Origin of the sequence: Staphylococcus pseudoxylosus (assembly GCF_044794325.1) — a bacterium.
Classification (GTDB): domain Bacteria; phylum Bacillota; class Bacilli; order Staphylococcales; family Staphylococcaceae; genus Staphylococcus; species Staphylococcus pseudoxylosus.
Window position 1 is genome coordinate 1,529,907 of sequence record NZ_CP085024.1, and the last position, 22,990, is coordinate 1,552,896.

Annotated in this window: 24 protein-coding genes and 1 other RNA gene; 21 read left to right on the forward strand and 4 right to left on the reverse strand. The window is 32.5% G+C overall.

The window, feature by feature from the left end:
- Window positions 1-51 precede the first annotated feature (51 nt).
- From asnS to LG295_RS07380, 4 genes are all read left to right on the forward strand, one after another.
- Window positions 52-1,344, forward strand: coding sequence for an asparagine--tRNA ligase (gene asnS / locus LG295_RS07365; RefSeq protein WP_107531502.1), 1,293 nt, complete (start codon window positions 52-54; stop codon window positions 1,342-1,344).
- Window positions 1,345-1,427: 83 nt separating this feature from the next.
- Window positions 1,428-2,114, forward strand: coding sequence for a DnaD domain-containing protein (locus LG295_RS07370; protein ID WP_325999172.1), 687 nt, complete (start codon window positions 1,428-1,430; stop codon window positions 2,112-2,114).
- Complete coding sequence (gene nth / locus LG295_RS07375; protein ID WP_326028882.1) at window positions 2,104-2,763, forward strand: endonuclease III; 660 nt, start codon at window positions 2,104-2,106, stop codon at window positions 2,761-2,763. The genes LG295_RS07370 and nth overlap by 11 nt, the downstream gene beginning before the upstream one ends.
- Window positions 2,764-2,768: 5 nt before the next feature.
- Entirely contained in the window at window positions 2,769-3,092 is a 324-nt protein-coding gene (locus LG295_RS07380; RefSeq protein ID WP_325999098.1) for a YpoC family protein, read from the forward strand.
- 227 nt (window positions 3,093-3,319) lie between these two features.
- On the opposite strand, the gene LG295_RS07385 is transcribed toward LG295_RS07380, so the two are convergent.
- Together LG295_RS07385 and recU are read right to left on the reverse strand one after the other, a co-directional pair.
- Window positions 3,320-5,491 (reverse strand): transglycosylase domain-containing protein, encoded by a 2,172-nt coding sequence (locus LG295_RS07385; RefSeq protein WP_107531498.1) that lies wholly within the window; start codon window positions 5,489-5,491, stop codon window positions 3,320-3,322.
- Window positions 5,488-6,114: a Holliday junction resolvase RecU gene (recU, locus tag LG295_RS07390; RefSeq protein WP_107531497.1), complete on the reverse strand. Its 627-nt coding sequence runs from the start codon at window positions 6,112-6,114 to the stop codon at window positions 5,488-5,490. Before recU ends, LG295_RS07385 begins: the two co-directional genes overlap by 4 nt.
- Before the next feature lie 251 nt (window positions 6,115-6,365).
- Between recU and LG295_RS07395 the strand changes: the two genes are divergently transcribed.
- From LG295_RS07395 to LG295_RS07435, 9 genes are all read left to right on the forward strand, one after another.
- Entirely contained in the window at window positions 6,366-6,704 is a 339-nt protein-coding gene (locus LG295_RS07395; RefSeq protein WP_318832867.1) for a DUF1798 family protein, read from the forward strand.
- A complete protein-coding gene (locus tag LG295_RS07400) occupies window positions 6,701-7,267 on the forward strand; it encodes a DUF1273 domain-containing protein (protein ID WP_107531495.1) in 567 nt (188 codons plus the stop codon). The genes LG295_RS07395 and LG295_RS07400 overlap by 4 nt, the downstream gene beginning before the upstream one ends.
- 10 nt (window positions 7,268-7,277) lie before the next feature.
- Window positions 7,278-7,643, forward strand: a complete 366-nt coding sequence (locus LG295_RS07405; RefSeq protein WP_107531494.1) for a DivIVA domain-containing protein — start codon at window positions 7,278-7,280, stop codon at window positions 7,641-7,643.
- A 139-nt stretch (window positions 7,644-7,782) separates the two neighbouring features.
- Window positions 7,783-8,157: RNase P RNA component class B (gene rnpB / locus LG295_RS07410), an RNA gene on the forward strand.
- 167 nt (window positions 8,158-8,324) lie between these two features.
- Complete coding sequence (locus tag LG295_RS07415) at window positions 8,325-9,458, forward strand: class I SAM-dependent RNA methyltransferase (protein WP_107531493.1); 1,134 nt, start codon at window positions 8,325-8,327, stop codon at window positions 9,456-9,458.
- 40 nt (window positions 9,459-9,498) lie between these two features.
- On the forward strand, window positions 9,499-10,404 hold the full coding sequence (gene rarD / locus LG295_RS07420; RefSeq protein WP_107558429.1) for an EamA family transporter RarD: 906 nt from the start codon (window positions 9,499-9,501) through the stop codon (window positions 10,402-10,404).
- 282 nt (window positions 10,405-10,686) lie between these two features.
- Window positions 10,687-11,322 carry an SDR family oxidoreductase gene (locus tag LG295_RS07425; protein ID WP_107531491.1) on the forward strand — a complete coding sequence of 212 codons (636 nt, stop codon included), beginning with the start codon at window positions 10,687-10,689 and terminating at the stop codon, window positions 11,320-11,322.
- Between the two features lie 314 nt (window positions 11,323-11,636).
- The gene (locus tag LG295_RS07430) at window positions 11,637-15,077 is read left to right on the forward strand and encodes a dynamin family protein (RefSeq protein WP_325999096.1); all 3,441 of its coding nucleotides are present in this window, start codon (window positions 11,637-11,639) and stop codon (window positions 15,075-15,077) included.
- 20 nt (window positions 15,078-15,097) lie between these two features.
- Entirely contained in the window at window positions 15,098-15,979 is an 882-nt protein-coding gene (locus tag LG295_RS07435; RefSeq protein ID WP_325999095.1) for a 5'-3' exonuclease H3TH domain-containing protein, read from the forward strand.
- 120 nt (window positions 15,980-16,099) lie between these two features.
- On the opposite strand, the gene LG295_RS07440 is transcribed toward LG295_RS07435, so the two are convergent.
- Window positions 16,100-16,504, reverse strand: a complete 405-nt coding sequence (locus LG295_RS07440) for a ribonuclease HI family protein (RefSeq protein WP_107531804.1) — start codon at window positions 16,502-16,504, stop codon at window positions 16,100-16,102.
- 166 nt (window positions 16,505-16,670) lie between these two features.
- Here LG295_RS07440 and LG295_RS07445 point away from each other — a divergent pair, with 166 nt between their 5' ends.
- The gene (locus LG295_RS07445; protein WP_318833039.1) at window positions 16,671-17,243 is read left to right on the forward strand and encodes an alpha/beta hydrolase; all 573 of its coding nucleotides are present in this window, start codon (window positions 16,671-16,673) and stop codon (window positions 17,241-17,243) included.
- Window positions 17,244-17,259: 16 nt separating this feature from the next.
- Here the strand turns inward: LG295_RS07445 and LG295_RS07450 are convergent, their stop codons facing one another.
- Window positions 17,260-17,964: a queuosine precursor transporter gene (locus LG295_RS07450; protein WP_107531802.1), complete on the reverse strand. Its 705-nt coding sequence runs from the start codon at window positions 17,962-17,964 to the stop codon at window positions 17,260-17,262.
- A 251-nt stretch (window positions 17,965-18,215) separates the two neighbouring features.
- Between LG295_RS07450 and LG295_RS07455 the strand changes: the two genes are divergently transcribed.
- From LG295_RS07455 to LG295_RS07485, 7 genes are all read left to right on the forward strand, one after another.
- Window positions 18,216-18,410 carry a zinc-finger domain-containing protein gene (locus LG295_RS07455; protein WP_029377283.1) on the forward strand — a complete coding sequence of 65 codons (195 nt, stop codon included), beginning with the start codon at window positions 18,216-18,218 and terminating at the stop codon, window positions 18,408-18,410.
- 16 nt (window positions 18,411-18,426) lie between these two features.
- Entirely contained in the window at window positions 18,427-18,684 is a 258-nt protein-coding gene (locus tag LG295_RS07460) for a NifU N-terminal domain-containing protein (RefSeq protein WP_318832870.1), read from the forward strand.
- Between the two features lie 15 nt (window positions 18,685-18,699).
- Window positions 18,700-19,818, forward strand: a complete 1,119-nt coding sequence (locus LG295_RS07465) for a virulence factor (RefSeq protein WP_325999094.1) — start codon at window positions 18,700-18,702, stop codon at window positions 19,816-19,818.
- Between the two features lie 41 nt (window positions 19,819-19,859).
- Complete coding sequence (brxA, locus tag LG295_RS07470) at window positions 19,860-20,294, forward strand: bacilliredoxin BrxA (protein ID WP_107531799.1); 435 nt, start codon at window positions 19,860-19,862, stop codon at window positions 20,292-20,294.
- Window positions 20,295-20,551: 257 nt separating this feature from the next.
- Entirely contained in the window at window positions 20,552-21,508 is a 957-nt protein-coding gene (locus LG295_RS07475) for a thymidylate synthase (protein WP_107531278.1), read from the forward strand.
- A gap of 100 nt (window positions 21,509-21,608) precedes the next feature.
- Window positions 21,609-22,094, forward strand: a complete 486-nt coding sequence (locus LG295_RS07480; protein WP_107531277.1) for a dihydrofolate reductase — start codon at window positions 21,609-21,611, stop codon at window positions 22,092-22,094.
- Window positions 22,095-22,103: 9 nt separating this feature from the next.
- Window positions 22,104-22,943 (forward strand): DegV family protein, encoded by an 840-nt coding sequence (locus LG295_RS07485; protein ID WP_318832871.1) that lies wholly within the window; start codon window positions 22,104-22,106, stop codon window positions 22,941-22,943.
- Window positions 22,944-22,990: the final 47 nt, after the last annotated feature.

Here is a 22,990-nt window from a genome sequence, read left to right on the forward strand (position 1 = left end):
AAATATATAAGGATAAAGCATAGAAAACTACAATATAATAGGAGACTGGTTATGAATATAACGATAAAAGAAGCAAAACAATATATCGACCAAGAAGTTACTATAGGCGCTTGGCTAACAAACAAACGCTCAAGCGGTAAAATCGCATTCTTGCAATTAAGAGACGGGACTGGATTTATGCAAGGTGTTGTTGCCAAAGCTGCAGTTGATGAAGATACTTTCCAAAAAGCTAAAGAAATTACTCAAGAAAGCTCACTTTATATCACAGGTGTCATCAGTGAAGATAATCGTTCAGATATCGGTTATGAAATGCAAGTTACATCTATTGAAGTGATTTCAGAAGCGCATGATTATCCAATTACACCAAAAAATCACGGCACAGAATTCTTGATGGATCACCGTCATTTGTGGTTGCGTTCTAAAAAACAACACGCAGTTATGAAAATAAGAAATGAAATTATTCGTGCAACTTATGAATTCTTTAATGATAATGGTTTCACAAAAATTGATCCACCAATCCTAACAGCAAGTGCACCTGAAGGTACAAGTGAGTTGTTCCATACAAAATATTTTGATCAAGATGCATTTTTATCTCAAAGTGGTCAGCTTTATATGGAAGCGGCAGCTATGGCACACGGCAGAGTATTTTCATTCGGACCAACATTCCGTGCCGAAAAATCAAAAACACGTCGCCATCTTATCGAATTTTGGATGATTGAACCAGAAATGGCATTTTGTGAACATTTCCAAAGCTTAGAAATACAAGAACAATATGTTACACACGTTGTTAAATCTGTTTTAAATAACTGTAAGTTAGAATTAAACGCACTAGAACGTGATACTTCAAAATTAGAAAAAGTATCAACACCGTTTCCACGTATCACATATGATGATGCTGTCGTATTCTTAAAAGAACAAGGTTTTGATGATATTGAATGGGGCGAAGATTTTGGTGCGCCACATGAAACTGCAATTGCCAATCATTATGATTTACCTGTATTCATCACAAACTATCCAACAAAAATCAAACCATTCTATATGCAACCAAACCCTGAAAATGAAGACACTGTCTTATGCGCTGATTTAATTGCACCAGAAGGCTATGGTGAAATCATCGGAGGTTCAGAACGTATTAACGATCTCGAACTACTTGAACAACGCTTAAGTGAGTTTGAATTAGACGCTGAAAGTTACAGCTATTATTTAGATTTACGTCGTTACGGTAGTGTGCCTCACAGTGGATTCGGTTTAGGCCTTGAAAGAACTGTAGCTTGGTTATCAGGCGTAGAGCACGTTCGTGAAACTGCTCCATTCCCACGTCTATTAAATCGTTTATATCCATAAGCATTATATATCAACATCCGTCCAGTCTAATATCTATGGCTGGACGTTTTTATAACGCAATGAATGAAAAGGAGGGTGCATGTTTGAATAGTGAACAACTTAAAGTTAGACCAGTGATCATTAGACAGGAACTATTAAATAATTATAATCAATTAGGTATAAATGAAACAGAATTAGTGATTTTAATTAAACTTATACATGCTTCAGAAACATCTAACAAACAGCCTTCCATTGAATCATTACAACAAGGGACATCTCTAGATTCCAGGGCAATTACTTCTGTCATTCAAAGTTTAATTCAAAGCGATTTGTTAGAACTTAAAGTAAATAAAGACGAAGAAGGAAAATTCACAGAGTACATGAATCTTAATCCATTTTATAATAAATTAAGTGAAATCATGGAAAAAATGGAAGTCCAACATGACGAAGAACAATCTGAAGTAGATTTTAATACGCTATTCCAACAAATCGAACAAGCTTTTGCACGACCGTTATCTCCATTTGAAATGGAAACTTTAAATCAATGGCTAGATGTTGATAAACACGATTTAAGCGTAATTCAAGCTGCACTTGACGAAGCAACAAGTCAAAACAAATTAAGTTTTAAATACATGGATCGTATTCTGCTCAATTGGAAGAAAAATAATGTCAAAACGATAGAAGACTCGAAAAAGATTAGCCGTCAATTTAATCAACCTAAAATGAAGCACACCGTAACAAAAGTACCCAAATTTGATTGGTTGAATGGAGAGAATCCAAATGATAAGTAACAAAAAAGCATTAGAAATGGTGGATGTGATTGCTGAAATGTTTCCAAATGCTGAATGTGAGCTAAAGCATGACAATCCATTTGAATTAACCATTGCAGTATTATTATCTGCTCAAACTACAGATATATCTGTAAATAAATTAACAGATAAACTTTTCAAAAAATACAAAACGCCTCAGGATTATTTAAACGTAGATATTTCAGAATTAGAAAATGATATTCGCACAATTGGTCTATATAAGAATAAAGCTAAAAATATTCAAAAATTGTGTAAGTCGCTTTTAGATAAATTTGATGGTGAAATTCCACATACACATGGAGAATTAGAAAGTTTAGCAGGCGTTGGTAGGAAAACAGCAAATGTGGTCATGAGTGTTGCTTTTGGCGAACCATCTCTAGCTGTTGATACACATGTTGAACGCATTTCTAAACGCTTAGGTATATGCAGATGGAAAGACAATGTAAGGCAGGTAGAAGATAAATTGTGTAAAGTAGTTCCAAGAGAGCGTTGGAATAAAACACATCATCAACTCATCTTTTTTGGACGTTATCATTGTTTAGCAAGAAATCCTAAATGTGATGTTTGTCCATTATTTGAAGAATGTAGAGAAGGACAAAAACGCTATAAAGCCAATGTGAAAGAGGCATAAATATAATGATTACAAAAGAACATTTTACAATTTTAGAAGATCAACTTGATTATTTTGCAAAAACAAAACAACTAAAATCAACTGAAGCGAAAGCATTACTAGATGATTACTTTGAATTAATTGAACAATATTTTAAACAAATAAATAATATTAATAAACTTGAATTTCAAGAGTTGGATCATTATCCTGTTGTACCGATGAATTTTGAAGAACGCTACAATTATATGATTGCTAGAAAATATCACTTTATGGGTTATAGTCAAATGAAAACATTAAAGTCAGAACTCATTAAAATGAATGCATCCTATCAAATTCGTCGAAAAAAATAAAAAAATGATTAATAACACGGTGTTCATTGGAGATGTTTAATTCCTTTGAATATACCGTGTTTTTTTGTCTCGGGAAAGACAATATCATTATGAATAATAAAAAACACACTCAACGCTAAACTTAGCGTCGAGTGTGTTTCAAATCTCAGACATGGGGATAATAATCATTTTTAAAATAATTATGTTAATTCACCTTTGTCCTAGACTATTTGTTATTATATTAAGTACTATCTTGCGGCACTTTGACCGCTTGTACTATTTGAGGAACTACTACTAGAACTATCACTGCTATTTGAGCTTGATGAAGAACTACTGCCTCCACCTTGTCCTTGAGGTTTATTCGATGTTGTATTGTCATCTGGACTACCCTTAACAGATAATGAGTCTTTCGAATCTCCACTTACTGAATCAGGTTTACTGAAGTCTTTACCATCTCTTGGTGAAATGTTATCCATAACATCTTCTAACAGATATTGTGGGTATTCTTGTTCTTCATGGCCAACAAAGGAATTTGTACCACCTTGTTTAACTTCACTGAATCCCATCCATACAGACATACTGTATTTTGGTGTAAATCCGTTAATCCAAACATCTTTTGCAGCATTATCTGGTAAATTATATTGTTGATAAGTTTCAGCACCATAAGTACCTGTACCAGTTTTTGCAGCTATGTTAACGCCAGAAATATTATGGCCATAAGCTGAACCGTAGGCTTCAAATGTACCTTTTAATACTTCAGCTAACATGTAAGAAGTTGAATCTTTCATTGCTTTTTTACTTGTATGGTCATATTCAATCGTTTCGCCGTTTTGTTTTTCAACTTTTTTAATTGAATGAGCGTTATTGTATTCACCACCATTTGCAATTGCTGCAAAGGCAGAAGCTAATTGGGTAGGTGAGAATTCGGATGCTGAACCACCTAATACTTCAGATGGGCCAATGTCTCCTTCATAGTCAAGACCTACTTTTTTAGCAAAGTCTTTAGGTGCATCATTACCAGCGTTCTCTTTAGTTGACTGCCATGCTTTAAGTGCTGGAATGTTGAAACTTTGACGAAGTGCATCATAAAGTTTAACTTTACCATGACTTTCCGTATCATAGTTTCTGAAAGTAACACCATCTACTTGATATGATTCCTCATCTTGAATTGCATGGTTTGTTGCCCATGACATATTTTCCATTGCTGGACCATATGCTAAGAATGGTTTAAGTGATGAACCGGTAGGGTGTGCGTCAGTCGCTAAGTTTCTATCTACGATATCTTTATAATTTCTACCGCCTGATATAGCAACTAAGCCACCATTTTCACTATCTACAATAGAAGATCCTACTTGCTGATCATCATTTTTGTAATAGCTACCGTTGTTAATACGGTCTTGTAATGTTTGTTGAACATTTTTATCCATATTAGTATAAATCTTAACACCACTATTTAACACAGAACCTAAATCTTGGTCTTTAAACGCTTTGTTGTTCATAAGCTCAGATTTCACAAAGTTAATATATGAATCATATTCTGGATTTGAGTTATCTTCACTTACTTCACGTTCTTCTGAAGAACGTTGAACTAAATTATCTTCAACAGAAGTGTTTTGAGCTTTTTCTTTCTGTTCTTTTGTAATTCTATTATGATATTCCATTAAATAAAGAACAGTGTTTTTACGTGATTCTGCTTCTTTTGGATGTTCGTAGATGTTATAAGTATTTGGTACCTGTGGCAAACCAGCAAGATAAGCAGATTCAGCTAAATTTAAATCTTTTAAATCTTTGTCGAAATAGTATTTAGCAGCCGCTTTAACACCATAAACACCGTCAGAATAGTAGATTTTATTTAAGTACATTTCGAATATTTCATCTTTACTGTACTCTTGTTCTAATCTATAAGACAAATATGCTTCTTGTGCTTTACGTGCTATTGATTTTTGATCAGTTAAAAATGAACGTTTAACAACTTGTTGTGTCAGCGTCGAAGCACCTTCAGCTCCAAAACCACCAGTTACATTTTTAGCAACTGCACCGAAAAGTCGTTTATAATCTAACGCACCGTGATCATAGAAACGATTATCTTCAGTAGCTAATACCGCTTCTTTCATCGTTTTCGGAACCTCATCTAAATTAACGTGTTCACGTCGCTGTCCGTTATCTAACGTCTTAACCAAGTCACCATCTTTATCATAAATCTTTGCTGGAATAGGGTCTTGTAATTTTGATTCCGTAAACGCTGGAGCTTTCCAAGCGTAATACGCAAATAACAAGATACCAATTAATGCTAAAACGATAAATGCAATAATTAGAAAGCCAATTATCTTAATTATCGTTCGTTTTATATTCCTATTCTGTTTTTGCTCAGACTTTCCATTCTTACTGTTAGACTGGGAAGTCTTCTTTTTCTCCGTCATACGCGGTCCTCACTTTCATCTAATATCAACTTATCAACTGTTTTGAGATAATTCAATCGTGGTTGATACTGATAAGGAATATAGTAACCATTTTTTCTTATTTCTTCAACCGTTATCGACTTTTTAATTTCGTTAATGTGTCTTTCCCAAAACATTTTGAAATTAGAGTATGGAAGCAAATAAACTTCATCGAGCGATTTAAAACGAATTAATAAAAAGACAATTCCATTTTGTTTATAACAGGCATCCATGTGTTTCACTTGATGATCATGCATGTTATTTAAAGGAAAGGACGTTTTGTTTTTCGTTTCTTTCGCTTCAAAGTCTAGATATCGGCCATTATAAATACCGTTATAGTCGGTAGTCGACGGCGTTCTGAAATAAGCCTCATTTATAACAGCTTTACTTCTCATCGGATAGTGAACATTTACTATTTGAACAGGAGTAGGTTTCTTATGTATTACAGCTAAACCATGATTCAAATAATAAGTATTCGACAATTCTATATCGTTTTCTAGCGACATACCTCTGCCACCGTAATCAATTTTACTAGTTTGCCCCCGATGAGTTCTTCCGTCTTGAGACTTATTTCCATTAAATGGTTTTCCATTTGGGTAATTCATTTATTTTCACCACTTTAGTTTGGAAATCAAAAACTTGCTCCATTATACATGAGTACAGCAATTTTTTCCAAACTATGAAATTTGAACCAATGTATTTACAAATACATCACATACATTTTAACGTGCTTCGCCCAATTAAACAATATTTGAAACAAAATATTATAGTAATATAAGGTAAATGTTAGGCGACTCTTTAAAAAATGACTGAAAATCAATTTTATGGTAAATTTGAAGTGTAGGGGGAAGTCTTAATGCAACAAATTGTTACACAACTATTAAATGATGTTTTGTTAATGCAAGAAAGGTATGAATCCGTGAAAGCATCAGGAGAAGATTATGACTTTTATTCTACTGTTGTACCGTTTACCACTGAGATAGACCAACGCTTAAACACACTTTTGAACCGAGAATCACAAATCCTTCAATTACAGTATATGAACAAAAAGAAGTTCGACCTTTTAATTTCAAATATCGAGTCACTTTCAGTTGAATGCCACTTTAAACGTACAAGTCGAAAATTGTTTACAGAAAAATTAAAAGCTGTACAATACGATTTAAGTTATATTCAAAGAAATGAGTTGTGTTTATGATAAAAACAATTTATGTTACTGGCTATAAATCATTTGAACTTAACATATTTAAAGATGATGCACCAGAGGTTACCTATTTAAAAAAATTTATCGAACATAAATTAAATCAGTTGATTGAAGAAGGGTTAGAGTGGGTATTAATACAAGGACAGATGGGTATAGAATTATGGACGGCGGAAGTGGTTCTTGATTTGAAGGAGAGCCACCCTGATTTGAAATTAGGTATAATAACGCCTTTTTATGGACATAGTGAAAGGTGGAACGAACAGAATCAAGCTAAGTATAATAACATTACACAAAAGGCAGATTTCGTTGACAGTGTGTTCCATGCGCCATACGAAGGCCCACATCAGTTTAAACAAACGGATCAATTTATGCTAGATCATACAGATCAAACACTATTGATTTACGATGAAGAGCAAGAAGCTAGTCCTAAGTTCTTTAAGCACATGTTAGTTGATTTTATGGAAAAAACAAATTATACTTGTGATATTGTGACGTTCGATGAATTAACTGAGTTCATCAACGACTTACAGTGGTCTCAAGAACAAAGTTTTGAATGAGGTGGAAAAAATGTCAGATGTTTCATTAAAATTATCAGCAAAAGATATTTATGAAAAAGATTTTGAAAAAACTATGACTCGTGGCTATAGAAGAGAAGAAGTAGATGCCTTCTTAGACGATATTATAGCAGATTATCAAAAAATGGCAGATTTAGATAATGAAGTTGTAAAACTTTCAGAAGAAAACAATAAACTAAAAAAAGAATTAGAAGAGTTACGTTTACGTGTTGCTACATCGAGACCACAAGAAAATAAAAATTTCTCTTCAAACAGTAATGCAACAACTAAAAGTAGTAACAACAATAGTAACAACAATAATAATGTAGATATCCTAAAACGAATATCTAATCTAGAAAAAGCAGTTTTCGGAAAATAACATACACGCACATTAAGCTGATGAAATGTTATTAGCGTAGATTTTATATCATCTACATAGAGATAAGTTTTGATTTTTTCAAAACTTATCTTATTTTATTTGTTTAACAACTAAAATGATGATATACTTCTTGGGATGGTGTTTCGGGTAATCGCTATAGTGATATAGAGGAAAGTCCATGCTCACACAATCTGAGATGATTGTAGTGTTCGTGCTTGATGAAACAATAAGTCAAGGCATTAAGTTGACGGCAATGAAATAACCTAAGTCTTAGGATATGGTTAAATTAGTTTGAAAGTGCCACAGTGACGTAGCTTTTATAGAAATATAAAAGGTGGAACGCGGTAAACCCCTCGAGTGAGCAATCCAAATTAGGTAGGAGCACTTATTTAGCGGAATTCAACGTATATTTAAGGCATACTTTAGATAGTATGTAGACAGATGGTTACCACCAGCGTACGAGTGTTTCTAGTACACGCTTGCAGTACAATGGTACAAAACATGGCTTACAGAAATATCATCACTAGACCCAAGCTCTCCCAATATAGGAGAGCTTTTTTAATTGGTTAAAATGAATTGAAATAATCATGGATTCATTATAGAACTTAATGCAATGTCATATCTATTTAAAATAACTTTTGATAAAATAAAATAAAATCTTTAATAAGAAGGAGCAAAACAATGTATCAATTATTAGCTGTATGTCCAATGGGATTAGAAGCAGTTGTAGCTAAAGAAATTCAAGAGTTAGGTTATGAAACAACTGTCGAAAATGGCAAAATCTTCTTTGAAGGCGATGAAACTGCAATTGTTAAGTGTAACTTATGGTTACGCACAGCCGACAGAATCAAAATAGTAGTTGGACAATTTAAAGCTACAACTTTTGATGAACTATTTGAAAAGACAAAGGCGTTGCCTTGGGAAACATTGATCGAACAAAGCGGTAACTTTCCTGTACAAGGTCGTAGTGTTAAATCAACATTATATAGTGTGCCTGACTGCCAAGCTATCGTTAAGAAAGCAATTGTAGAACGCTTAAAACACGCTTATCAAGAGCGTGGGTGGTTAAGTGAAAATGGCGCAAAATATCCAGTTGAAGTAGCTATTTTAAAAGATAATGCACTATTAACTATAGATACTTCTGGTTCAGGCTTAAATAAACGTGGGTACCGTTTAGCGCAAGGTGAAGCTCCAATTAAAGAAACGCTAGCAGCTAGTTTAATTCGCTTAGCTAACTGGACAGGTGACACACCTTTAATTGATCCATTTTGTGGGTCGGGGACAATCGCAATTGAAGCTTGTTTAATCGCTCAAAATATCGCTCCTGGTTTCAACCGTGATTTTGTATCAGAAAAATGGGATATTATGCCAGATAGTTTATATGACGAAATGAGAGACGAAGCCGATCAACAAGCAAATTATGATCGTGAACTAGAAATATATGCCTATGATATAGATCCAGAAATGATTGAAATAGCCCGTAGAAACGCTGAAGAGGTCGGTCTTGCTGATATTATTCAATTTAATGTTAAAGACGTTAACACATTAACTTTAGACGATGAAAAACCATATGCATTAATTGGTAACCCACCATACGGCGAACGTATAGGTGATAGAGATAAAGTCGAAGAAATGTATCGTTATATTGGATCACTTATGCAAAATCATCCACAAATTTCAACTTACGTTCTTACAAGCAATACTGAGTTCGAATTTTTAGTTAATAAGAAAGCAACAAAACGCAGAAAATTATTTAATGGTTATATTGAATGTACTTATTATCAATATTGGGGAGAGAAAAAACCTCGCAAGTAAATGTTTCTCATGTCTTGACCATTAGAAAGAGGTGTTACAATTGAATACAGAATTTAAAAAAGGAATTATCTTTGCTTTTGGAGCATATTTCTTATGGGGCATACTACCCATCTATTGGGGGTTAATTGATGATATAGGTGCATTTGAAATATTAGCATTTCGAATTGTACTTTCAATGATTTTCATGTTATTTATCGTTATCCTTACCAAAAATACCGCGCCATTTAAGCGAGATATTCAACGACTATTTACGAATCCAATACAACTCATTGCGATTATTGCAGCTGGCTATGTGATAACAATTAATTGGGGCACATTCATATGGGCCGTTACAAATGGACACGTGTTACAATCCAGTTTAGGTTACTACATTAATCCACTTGTAAGTATTTTACTTGCATTAATATTTTTAAAAGAGCGGTTCAACAAACTTGAATGGATTGCCATAGGGCTTGCCGTTGTAGGTGTGTTATATATGACATTGAAAATAGGGGTATTTCCCGGTATTTCTTTATTGTTAGCGGGTTCATTTGGAATCTATGGCTTGATTAAAAAGCTTGTTCCAATAGATGCTATAAGCAGTATAACTATCGAGTGTATTGTAACAGCGCCTGCTGGCTTTATTTATTTATGGTACATATGGCATCAAGGTGGACTTACATTTGGTATGAACGTTTCTTCTTTTTGGTTGTTATTCTCAGGAGCCGTTACAGCAGTCCCACTTATATTGTTCTCAGCCGGTGCCAGACGCATACCGCTATCATTAACTGGCTTCATACAATATATTGGACCTACTTTAATGTTTTTAATTGGCATTTTCCTATTCAAAGAACCATTTGACTTAGATCAACTCATTACTTTTATCTTTATTTGGGTTGGTATTATAATTTATAGCATTTCACAATATGTAAAAATCAAAAAAGATAAAAACCCGGTGATAAATTAAATCAACGATAAATAATGTCTCTAGCGAAAGGACACCGTATTACATTTATATGTGTAAACCGTCCTTGAACTAGGGTTTTTATTTATTAAAAATATATTTTATAGCTTTTGACAATTCTACTTTCACGTTTATTTAACTAAAAATAGGATAACTATAATATTGTGAGTGTAAACATAAGAAGTGAATTATTCACAAAAAATAATTATACTATACATAACACTATTAAATAATAAGAGAAAAATAAAGTCTCGTATAATAACTAAAATGTACAGGAGTGATTAGATGACAAGAGTATTGATACTAGGAGCTAATGGTGCGATTTCTAAAGCAGCTATCAACTCATTTTTAGAAAATACAACATATACCTTAAGATTATTTTTAAGAGATGCAAATAGATTACCTGACTATGCCTCAGACCGTATACGAGTTCGTGAAGGCGATGCCACAAATTTAGAAGACGTTACTAATGCAATGGAAGATGTTGATATTGTTTTCGCCTCATTATCAGGTGATTTAGATAAAGAGGCACAAACGATTGTCGAAGCCATGAATGCAAATAAAGTAAAACGACTTGTATTTGTTACATCACTTGGTATCTACAATGAAATCCCAGGTAAATTTGGTGCTTGGGTACAAACTCAAATTAGTGAATCATTACCAGTCTACAAAAAAGCTGCAGACATAATTGAGCAATCCGGCCTTGATTATACAATATTCAGACCAGCTTGGTTAACTGATATAAACGAAATTGATTACGAAATCACTAAAAAAGATCAACCATTTAACGGAACTGAAGTATCTAGAAAAAGCGTAGCTGCAGTAGCAGTACAAATTGCCAAGAATCCAGAACTGTATTTAAATGAAAACATTGGTATAAATAAACCAAATACAAACTTCGATAAACCAAGATGGAAATAATTGATTTAAGATTAACGTATTAAAAGCCAGTCCGAGACATCAATAGTTGCCTCGGACTGGCTTTTGTAAATATAGAGAAATATCACAAAGTCAATTTAACAAAAAACATTTCTAATGCGTCAAATCATTGAATTTTAAATTTTGCAATTCAAAAAATATTAAAGGATTATACAACTTGTACCTATAACATCTTTAATTAAATGGTAGTATTTTCAATTTGTAACAACTTATTTTAAAATACTTACTTTAGACAAGTAACGATTTGTTATACAATAAGTAGTAATTACATATGAGTAATAAAGGGGATACGAAACATGTCTAATACTGAGCAACTCGATATTTTATATAAATTAAAAAAAGAAGTAGAAAAATCTAAAAATGGTAGATTAGTCCATATTATCAATCAAGTAATTAAAAAAGTGTTTTTAGAGCAATACACTGCTACTTTTGTAGGTCATTTTTCAGCAGGAAAGTCCACGTTAATCAATTTACTACTAGAAGAAACGATATTACCAAGTTCTCCCGTACCTACAACTAGTAATACCGCAATTGTTTCTGTCGCAGAACAGCCAGGAATTATTGCAAATTTAAGTAATCAACAATATACATTATTAAATAATTACGATGATGTAAAAAAAATGAATCGCGAAAATTTCGATGTGGAATCTGTGGAAATTAAATTTCCGTCTGATAAATTTCGCAAAGGATTTACATTACAAGACACACCAGGAGTGGACTCTAATGTATCTAGCCACCAATCTAGTACAGAAGAGTTTATGTATACCAGCAACGTACTCTTCTATACAGTAGATTATAATCACGTCCAATCTGCTTTGAATTTTCAATTTATGAAACAACTGAATCAAGCAGGTGTGCCAGTCGTTTTTGTAATTAACCAAATTGATAAGCATAATGAAGACGAAATCAGTTTTGAAACATTTAAATCACGTGTTGAAAAATCAATAGCAGAATGGGAAATCGATTTAGATAAAACTTTTTATGTTTCTAAATTTAGTCATACACATAATGAAATCGAAGCACTTTCAAAATATCTCGTAGAAAAAGATAACAACCGCGAAACAATTGAGGATTATGTTAATCGAATCGTAAAATTCATCACAGAAGAACAATTATCCTATATTAAATACGAAATCCAAGATCTTTTAGATAAATTGGATATTTTCGAGGCGGACTTTGAACAAGCTTATATCAATTTCAAACAACACAAGCAGGTTAGCGAAGAAGCAAAGCTATTAAACAATCCCAATGAGTTGTATGAATTTTTAAAACAAAAAAGAAAAGCTATTATCGATAACGCTTATATAATGACACACGATACAAGAGAAACGATTCGAATATATTTAGAAAGCCGAACTAAAGATTTCACAGTTGGCGGACTTTTTAATAAGAAGAAAAAAACACAAGAGGAACAACAACGTAGATTAAATCAAGCACTTGTGCAATTACAAGAAAAGGTTAACCAAGAGATCAGACAACCACTTAGAGAAGATATGTCATTTTTAACTCGCTTTATAAATGATTCTGAAATAAATGAAGCTATATTAAATCAACATTATGAAATCCCAGAATCCTTAATAACTGATTTATATCAAACGCAGATTACCATTAGCAATCAGTATGTATTAACATTTTGTGATGATTTAATGAAATCTCTTAAACAATATATCGGTAAAACATCTGATCCATTGTTCAAAGAAGCTATCAATCATGCTCAGGCAAATGATATTGGTATAGAACAAGAAGATGACTATAATGATTATGAAAAATTTATGGAAATGCGTAATTTAAGGGAGTCACTTGAGACACAAAATTACTTACATTATTACATTCACATAGATGACTCTCTCGATAAACTTATAGATAGAAAAGAAATCACATACACACCAAAAGCAAATAAAGTAAAATCCGTTAATCATTCGAAATCAGAAACTTCCACAGAACCAAACCAAGAAGATCAGACACAAAATATTAAGCATGCGCTTGAAATTATTCAAGATGTCCCGTTGTTCGAACAGAGCAAACAAAATATAGATGACACACTTGCTCGACTAGATAACAAAATAGTCAAAATTGGTGTGTTCGGGACGTTTAGTGCAGGTAAAAGTAGTTTAATTAATGCTTTATTAGGTGATAATTATTTAGTAAGTTCACCGAATCCTACAACAGCAGCTATGACAGAACTAACATACGGTCATGAAAGCCAAATTACGTTAAAATCGGCCGAACAACTTTTAGAAGAAATAAATCAAGTTTTTGAAGTGGAAAATATTACATTTGATAGTATCGAGGCACTTTTAAATAAAAATACAAATAAATTAAAAGCATCACTAGAAAAAAATAAGCTAGCTTTTGTGAATGCAGTAGAGAAACATTATGGCATGTATCAAGACTTGCTTAAAAATGGTTTAATACACACAATCGACCAAGATGAAATTAAAAAATGGAGCGCAGAAGACGAGTATGCTACATTTGTTAATACTGTTCATTTAAAATTACCTGTAGATTGGTTAAAAGATAAAATTATAGTAGATTCACTAGGACTGCACTCTAATAATCAACGTCATACTAATGAAACTGAAAAAGTATTAACATCAGCTGATTTAATTTTGTATGTAAGTTACTTTAACCATTCATTTACAGATAATGACAAACGCTTTATTGAACATATGAAAGCAATGAATCAATTAAACGAAAACCAAGCATTTAAAATGATAATTAATGCAACAGATTTAGCAGAGACCGAGGAAGATTTAAATGCAGTTATTGAATACGTAGGAGATGCTTTAACTCAAGTTAATATGGATTCAGACATCTTCGCAGTTTCAAGTAGAGAAGCATTAAAAACAAACGACATTGGTATCGAAAGACTTAAGAAGAGTATTGAACATTTTGTTCAAGTTGAATCCAAAAATATTCTACAAAAACAAATGTTGGGTCAACTTCACCATATTTCTGAAGCATATGAACAAATGATTGAAGCATTTCATAATGATAAAGCAGAAATCAACCAACGTAATCAAACATTACAAAGTTATGATAAAACAACAATTTTCAATAACAATCTACTTCAAATCGCTGAACAACGAACATCAAATGAAGTAGACGATCAAATCTATCATTTAAATGAACGATTAAAATTACAATTATTAGATGAAGTTAAATCTATCTATAATGGACAAATGACTAAAAACACAAATTTCAATGAGGAAAAACGTCAATCAACAAAATTATACTTAGATCAAATTCACCAGCGATTATATCTAGAGCAATCATTGCTTGTAGAACGTATAAAAAAATATTTCCATGAACAATTACACACTGAAATTGCACCATTAAAACAAAAGTTACAACAGTTGCACGTGTTTATAGAACCTGAATTTGATAAAAGTGAAATTGAGTTAGATAATCCTTACTTAAAAATCGATTTAACTCAAATGATTGACGCATTACCAAAATCACTTTCTAAAAAGAATATTTTACAGCCTAAAACGCAAAGTACAATTCAAGAACAAATAACACAAGAAACGATTAATTTATTAGCACCTTGTATCGCTAATTTAAGACAAGCTGTTAACAGCACAGTTGTACAAATGCAAAGTAATGCTGAAGATAGATTTAACCAATTTGAAAATGATGCACATAGCCAAATTAAGGAACTTTTATCTTTTGAAGTTGACGATGCATTTATTCAACAACTACAAGAAACAAATAATAATTTAAAACCATATATGTAATTAGAGGAAGAGGTACTTTTATGTCCAAAAAAATATTATTAATTGATGGCATGGCTTTACTATTTCGCCATTTCTTTGCCACAAGTCTGCACAAACAATTTATGAGAAACTCTTCAGGAACACCAACAAATGGTGTTCAAGGGTTTGTACGCCATGTCTTTACTGCAATAAACGAAATTCAACCAACACATGTAGCTGTATGTTGGGACATGGGTAAATCTACTTTTAGAAACGATATGTTCGATGGTTACAAGCAAAATCGTCCTGCACCCCCAGACGAACTGATACCACAATTCGATTACGTCAAAGAAGTCTCTAACCAATTCGGTTTTGTTAATATAGGAGTCCAAAATTTTGAAGCAGACGATGTCATTGGTACTTTAGCAGAAGCCTATTCTGAACAAAACCAAGTTTATATCGTGACAGGGGATAGAGATATTTTACAATGTATTAACCCAAATGTTGAGATTTGGTTAACCAAAAAGGGATTTAATATCTACAATCGTTACACATTAAACAGATTCCAAAGTGAATATGGTTTGAACCCTTCACAACTTGTAGACGTTAAAGCATTTATGGGCGACACTGCGGACGGATATCCTGGAGTAAAAGGTATCGGAGAAAAAACAGCAATCAAACTCATTCAAAATCATGGTTCAGTCGAATCTGTTATTGCTGCTTTAGAACAATTAACGCCTGGTCAGCGTAATAAAATAGAAACCGATATGGACAATCTTAAACTTTCAAAAACCTTAGCAAAGATCCATACAGAAGTTCCTTTAAATACAAATGACTTATTAGATGATATGGCATTTGGCACTGAAATAACAAAAGTTTTGAATATATGTAACGAACACGAGCTATATGTATCTGGTAAATATCTGGCTACTCATTTTAGTTAACTCAAATACATGCAACTAAGACTTATAAACTATATACAAAGCGGACATATAAATTCAAAGTTTTTACTTTGATTTCATATGTCCGCTTTCTTCGTTTTTAATAAATTACTAGTAGGGGCGTTATTTTTTATTTTGCTTTGTTATTGTATAAAGTTCATTTTTAGCATGATGATTTGCCTCTTTGTTTTGATTTCTAGGTACCCATCTAACGAAAAACAATTCGAAATGCTGTTCTAACGCTAACATCTTATCGTAATAAAGTTTGAATTTTTCATTTTTAACGCTACCTTTATTAATACTATCCTCTATAAGTTTCGAATCTGTAAACACTAAAGCTGTGGATATATCATGTTTAACAGCACATTCCAAAGAAAATATTAAAGATGCCCATTCAGCACTATGATTATCCATAACACCTAAATCTTTTGTATAGTGAAAACGCTCATCATCAATTACTAACACGACTGCACATGCGCTTACGCCAGGGTTACCAGCTGTAGCAGCATCAAAGTAAATTTTTGCCATAATTTCCACCTTTATCTATCATTTATGTTTATTTTATCAAACCAAGCACATATATACTATTTACGCGACATTAAATTGCTTGTAAAATTATATGATATAGCTTATACTTTTAATTATTCCTACTAAGTGAGTCGGATTTGGAAGGGCGTTGATATATTTGAAAAATATGTTTATTATACACGGTTATCAAGCAACTACTAAAAGCCATTGGTTTGAGTGGTTAGCTGCCGAAATGAAGCAGTTTGGTTATTCTACGGAAATCGTGTATTTACCGAATACATACCAACCCAATTTAGATGAATGGATAACAGCTATACAAAATAGTTTGAAAAATAAGCTAAATGCAGAAACCATCATTGTTGCACATAGTTTAGGTGTAATAACTATACTTGATTATTTGTCTAAGCTAAAACATGCACCGAGTATTAAAGGGCTATTTCTCGTTTCTGGATTTAATGAGCAATTAACAAATTTACCAGAACTTGATCACTATATATTACAAACTCAGATTGATTTCCGTATGATTAATGCACAGCACATCGTAACGATTGCCGGCAGCCATGACCCAATTGTCAATATTGATGCAACCGACCGATTGTCGCATGAATTAAAGACGGAAACATTACATGTATCACACGAAGGTCATTTCCTTGATAGCGATGGATATAGGACTTTCAATTTTCTAAAAGACCAAATCACTCAAACATTAAATAATAAAAACTCTAGGACTGGTAGTTAACCAATCCTAGAGTTTTTTAGTAACCTTCATCTAGTTTATTTATTTTACCCCTGCGGTACATTGATTTAGCCCAATAACCAAAAGGAACATTAAATATTGTTGATATTACTTTCAATAAGTAAGTAGTTATAAAGATTTCAAAAACTGCAGCATTTGGCATAGAACCAATAAACGCAATCGATACAAAAAGTGCAGTATCAATAATATTACTGATGATTGTACTACCGTATGCTCTAATAATAAACGTTTTATCTGAACTAAAAAGTTTTTTTATTAAACTAAATAATAATACATCTAAATGTTGGCCGATAATGTAAGCAATCACAGATCCCAATGCAATTCTGGGAACAAGGTTAAAGATACTTTCTAAAGCTTGTTGAGAACTATCAATTGGCGATGGTGTGAAATGCAATGACATTTGCATAACAATAATCATAACCAAGGTAGAACTAAAACCTATCCAAACTGCCCGTTTTGCAACTTTTCTACCATAAATATCATTTAATATGTCTGTCGCAAGATAGATCGAAGCGAACATGACATTACCCAAAGTTGCAGAAATCGTAAATACATCTACAGTTTTAATCACTTGAATATTTGCAATAATCGTACCTATCGCAACCCAAGCAATCAGACCATGTTTACCAAACAATCTATACATGGCTACTAATAAAAGAAATGTTACTAAAAATGTTACTATTCCAAATATTTCATTAAACAATTTATTTGCCTCCTAAATTTTGTTGATGCGGGTGTTTAGAAACCGCAAAATAAACAACTAAATAATTTTACCAAATAAAACAAAAAATACAAGCAAATTAAATAAAATCATTGTCAAATGTAGGTAAAAATTGTGCATAAATTTTAAGATTAAACAAACATTGTTACAAATGATATAATGATTTTAAGTGTCAAACACTTGTAAATTTAATGTATTTATTAGGGACATTTTACTTATAGCATAACAGGAGAGTGACGAGTATTCTAACTTATTCTGAAAAAGAAGCAATAGAAGCAATAGATCATCTTATGAACACATATTGCAATAAATGCTTACTTAAACATCACATTAATAAAACTCAAGGAAAAACACATGCCCACCATTTTTGCATATCAGAATGTTCGGTAGGGAAAGAAATTAAACAATTAGGCAATGAGCTGCAATAATTAGGAGGAATTTTAAATGGAAATCGTAGAGGTAGCACAAACACCAAACCCAAATACAATGAAAATCGTTTTACAATTATCAGGTGAGGACTATAAACCTAACACGTATACTTCTGTCAAAGAAGGTCAACCTGATTTTATCAATGCAATACTTGACTTAGAAGGTATTAAGTCTATTTTTCAAGCTATGAATTTCATATCCGTTGATAAAAAATCTGATTCCAATTGGGACGACTTATTACCAAGAGTAACCGAAACATTAGAGAATATTTAATAAGGAGGTTCTTAAATGGAAATCGTACGTGTTGAACCTACGCCAAGTCCTAACACAATGAAAATTGTACTAAATGATAAGAGAAAAGATAATAAATCAAATACGTATACTACCATCCAAGATGACCAACCCAACTTTATCAATGACGTATTAGCAGTAGAAGGTATCAAATCTATATTTTATGTTATGGATTTTCTTGCTATAGATAAAAAACCAAAATACGACTGGGAAACATTATTGCCCAAAGTCACTGCTACATTAAATAAAGATGTGGCAGAATTAGAAGAACCTATGCCAGATGAACATTTTGGAGAAGTTAAGGCTGAAGTTTTAAAATTTAAAGGCATTCCTTATCAAGTAAAACTAACAACTAATTCAGAAGAAAAACGTAAACAATTACCAGAAATTTTTGTAGATAGCATGCTTGCAGCACAGAAAGACGAAGATAATATCGTTTTTCAACGCAAGTGGGAAGATTTAGGAGTTCGTTACGGTGAACTTGATGAAATTATGTCAGAAGTTTTTGAAGAGATATTAGCAATTTATCCCGATGACAAATTAGAAACACTCGTACAAGATGCATTAAACACAGATGTAGTAATTCCTGAAAAGCATTACCAGCATGTGTCACTTGAAACTTATCAAGCTACAGAAGATTGGAAAGAACGTTTAAGAATGTTGAAAGCTTTCCCAACACCAACAGAACAGGATTTCCCATTATTAGGAGATGCTGTGAGTGAAGAAGAGAAAACACCTTTAAGACGTGAAGCTATCGTCTTACTTGGAATGGTAGAAGATAAAGCTGTGCTGCCATATCTATTTAAAGGTTTACGCGATAAGAGTCCAGCAGTAAGACGAACTGCAGGTGACTGTTTAAGTGATTTAGGTTTTAAACAAGCCTTACCAGAGATGGAAAGAGCATTAGACGATCCACAAAAAATTGTTAGATGGAGAGCTGCGATGTTCATCTTTGACGAAGGTGGTCTAGAGCAATTAGAATCTTTACATGCACACGAGAATGATCCAGCATATGAAGTTAAACTTCAAATCGAAATGGCGATTGAAAGAATTGAAAATGGAGATCAAGCTCTGGGCTCAGTTTGGAAACAAATTGCTAACAGAAATAAAATATAATTATTAAAATATTTATTATTAGATTTTAAGGAGTGTTGGAAATGAATGCATACGAAGCATATATGAACGAACTTGCTACACAGATGCGTAGCGAATTAACCGAGCGTGATTTTGAAAGTTTAGAGACTTCAGATGATGTGACGAACTATATGAACAACGTTTCAACAGACGACACTACATTCGTTGTAATCAATTCAACGTGTGGATGTGCAGCTGGTTTAGCTAGACCAGCTGCTGTAACTGTTGTAGAGCAAAATGAAAAAAAACCAACTAATAAAGTGACTGTTTTTGCTGGTCAAGATAAAGAAGCTACTGAGACGATGCGAAATTACATTCAACAAGTACCATCAAGCCCATCGTATGCATTGTTTAAAGGACAAGAGTTGAAACACTTTATCCCACGAGAACACATTGAAGGCAGAGATATTCAAGATATATGCATGGATATTAAAGATGCCTTTGATGAACACTGTTAATATGAACAAAAATACATCTTATCTTAATTAAGCATATTTAAATGCCAACTTACGACATCTCTATTTTTTAATCTTGAGATATGACTAAGTTGGTATTTATTTTTTAAAAATAATGCTACTTTTATAACGTTTACACTGAAATGTTGTATAATTTACCTAACATGCAATATTTTTACACAATCTATAGTAAATTCTTTTAATTGTTGCTAATATCCAATAAGATTAAATAAAAATATAATTGAAAGGAGTGTGCTATTATGTTAAATAGTTTCGATCAATCTTACCATAATCTGTGTGAAGAAATTCTTGAGATAGGAAAACAAAAAAACGATCGTACAAACACCGGCACAATTTCTAAATTTGGACATCAACTCAGATTTGATTTATCAAAAGGGTTTCCTTTACTGACAACAAAAAAAGTTTCCTTTAAATTAATCGCAACTGAATTATTATGGTTTATTAAAGGCGATACAAACATCAAATATTTACTTCAGTACAACAATAATATTTGGAATGAATGGGCTTTTGAGAATTATATAAATTCATCTGATTATCACGGACCAGATATGACCAATTTTGGCCATAAAGCACAAACTGACGAAGCTTTCAATGCAATTTATAAAGAAGAAATGCAAAAATTCAAGCAACAAATATTAAATGATAATGATTTTGCCTCAAAATACGGTGATTTAGGTAATGTTTATGGTAAACAATGGCGTGATTGGGAAGATAAACAAGGTAATCATTTCGATCAGTTAAAAACAGTAATTGATCAAATTAAAAATAATCCTAATTCTCGTAGACATATCATTTCTGCATGGAATCCAACTGAAATTGATACAATGGCTTTACCACCATGTCATACGATGTTCCAATTTTACGTTCAAGATGGAAAATTGAGTTGTCAATTATATCAGCGAAGTGCCGATATATTCTTAGGTGTGCCGTTTAACATTGCGAGCTATAGTTTATTAACGCACTTAATAGCTAAAGAATGTGGTTTAGAAGTGGGAGAATTTGTGCATACTTTTGGTGATGCGCATATTTACTCAAATCATATTGATGCAATAGAAACACAATTATCACGAGATAGTTTCGAACCACCTAAACTTAAAATTAATTCTGACGCTTCAATTTTCGATATAAATTATGAAGATTTAGAAATTGTAGATTATGAATCTCACCCTGCTATTAAAGCACCGATTGCAGTTTAAAACATAAGCTTTTATTTAAATTAATAAACCTTTTACTATATAATTAAGACCATGAACTTTATAAATACTTATGTAGAATTTCACTATTAGGAGGAAAATTATGACACTGTCGATACTAGTAGCTCATGACCAACAACGTGTCATCGGGGTAAATAATCAATTACCTTGGCACTTACCTAGTGATTTAAAGCATGTTAAGGCTTTAACCACGGGTAATACGCTTGTCATGGGACGTGCAACATTCGATTCTATTGGGAAGCCACTTCCTAATAGACGTAATGTTGTTTTAACAAGAAACAAATCATTCCATCATGAAGGTGTAGATGTCATACATTCTATGGAAGATATTTATGACTTACCAGGGCATGTATTCATTTTTGGTGGTCAATCACTTTTTGAAGAAATGATTGATAAAGTTGATGATATGTATATCACTGTGATTGAAGATAAATATAATGGCGATACATTTTTCCCGCCATATACTTTTAAAGATTGGGAAGTTGAATCATCAGTCAAAGGGGAAATTGATGAAAAGAACACAATTCCTCACACTTTTTTACATTTGACACGTAAGGAAACTTCATAGGAGGAAATTATGATGAAAAAGAAAATTGTAACCGATTCAACATCTGATTTATCACACTCGTATTTATCTGATAATGACATACATGTGATACCACTTAATTTAACAATCAATGGGGAATCCTATGTAGACCAAGTAGATATTTCTTCTGAAGCATATATTCAGAAAATGCAGGAAGATGCAGATGTTAAAACAAGCCAACCAGCAATTGGTAAATTCATTGAAATGTATGATGAACTAGGTGCAGACGGTTCTGAAATTATAAGTATTCATATGACTTCAGGTTTAAGTGGCACATACCAAACAGCGCTACAGGCGAGTCAAATGACTGATAGTAAGGTAACAGTTATTGATTCTAAATCCATCTCTTTTGGGTTAGGTTATCAAGTGCAACATATTGTAGACTGGAATAATGAAGGATATGACACTACAACTATCATATCTAAAATTACTGAATTACAAAAAAATATAAAGCTGTATGTTGTAATAGGCCAATTGAACCAATTAATCAAAGGTGGTCGTATTAGTAAAACTAAAGGTTTAATAGGTAATATGATGAAAATCAAACCAATTGGAACACTTGAAGATGGTAAAATCGAATTAATACACAATTCAAGAACTCAAAATGCAAGTGTACAATTTTTAAAGAAAGAAATTAGTGCATTTATCGGTGATAGAAATATAAAATCTATAGGAATTGCACATGCAAATATTATTGAATTCGTAGATAAAGTTAAAAGACATTTTTCAGAAGAATTTAACTTTACACAGTTCGACACAAACATAACAACACCTGTGATTAGTACACACACTGGTCAAGGTGCAATTGGTCTTGTAGTGTTAAAATCATAAGTTCCATTAAAAGATCGCTATGATTATACTTGAAACAATATGTCTTA

Bases quoted from the DNA above. Each gene is read 5' to 3' on its own strand.
- LG295_RS07440 (WP_107531804.1), bottom strand. From the start codon at position 16,504: ATGGCAAAAATTTACTTTGATGCTGCTACAGCTGGTAACCCTGGCGTA.
- LG295_RS07415 (WP_107531493.1), top strand. From the start codon at position 8,325: ATGTATCAATTATTAGCTGTATGTCCAATGGGATTAGAAGCAGTTGTA.
- LG295_RS07405 (WP_107531494.1), top strand. From the start codon at position 7,278: ATGTCAGATGTTTCATTAAAATTATCAGCAAAAGATATTTATGAAAAA.
- recU (WP_107531497.1), bottom strand. From the start codon at position 6,114: ATGAATTACCCAAATGGAAAACCATTTAATGGAAATAAGTCTCAAGAC.
- LG295_RS07460 (WP_318832870.1), top strand. From the start codon at position 18,427: ATGGAAATCGTAGAGGTAGCACAAACACCAAACCCAAATACAATGAAA.
- LG295_RS07435 (WP_325999095.1), top strand. From the start codon at position 15,098: ATGTCCAAAAAAATATTATTAATTGATGGCATGGCTTTACTATTTCGC.
- LG295_RS07465 (WP_325999094.1), top strand. From the start codon at position 18,700: ATGGAAATCGTACGTGTTGAACCTACGCCAAGTCCTAACACAATGAAA.
- LG295_RS07430 (WP_325999096.1), top strand. From the start codon at position 11,637: ATGTCTAATACTGAGCAACTCGATATTTTATATAAATTAAAAAAAGAA.
- LG295_RS07400 (WP_107531495.1), top strand. From the start codon at position 6,701: ATGATAAAAACAATTTATGTTACTGGCTATAAATCATTTGAACTTAAC.
- LG295_RS07425 (WP_107531491.1), top strand. From the start codon at position 10,687: ATGACAAGAGTATTGATACTAGGAGCTAATGGTGCGATTTCTAAAGCA.
- LG295_RS07385 (WP_107531498.1), bottom strand. From the start codon at position 5,491: ATGACGGAGAAAAAGAAGACTTCCCAGTCTAACAGTAAGAATGGAAAG.
- LG295_RS07395 (WP_318832867.1), top strand. From the start codon at position 6,366: ATGCAACAAATTGTTACACAACTATTAAATGATGTTTTGTTAATGCAA.
- asnS (WP_107531502.1), top strand. From the start codon at position 52: ATGAATATAACGATAAAAGAAGCAAAACAATATATCGACCAAGAAGTT.
- nth (WP_326028882.1), top strand. From the start codon at position 2,104: ATGATAAGTAACAAAAAAGCATTAGAAATGGTGGATGTGATTGCTGAA.
- LG295_RS07480 (WP_107531277.1), top strand. From the start codon at position 21,609: ATGACACTGTCGATACTAGTAGCTCATGACCAACAACGTGTCATCGGG.
- LG295_RS07445 (WP_318833039.1), top strand. From the start codon at position 16,671: ATGTTTATTATACACGGTTATCAAGCAACTACTAAAAGCCATTGGTTT.
- LG295_RS07475 (WP_107531278.1), top strand. From the start codon at position 20,552: ATGTTAAATAGTTTCGATCAATCTTACCATAATCTGTGTGAAGAAATT.
- LG295_RS07380 (WP_325999098.1), top strand. From the start codon at position 2,769: ATGATTACAAAAGAACATTTTACAATTTTAGAAGATCAACTTGATTAT.
- brxA (WP_107531799.1), top strand. From the start codon at position 19,860: ATGAATGCATACGAAGCATATATGAACGAACTTGCTACACAGATGCGT.
- LG295_RS07485 (WP_318832871.1), top strand. From the start codon at position 22,104: ATGATGAAAAAGAAAATTGTAACCGATTCAACATCTGATTTATCACAC.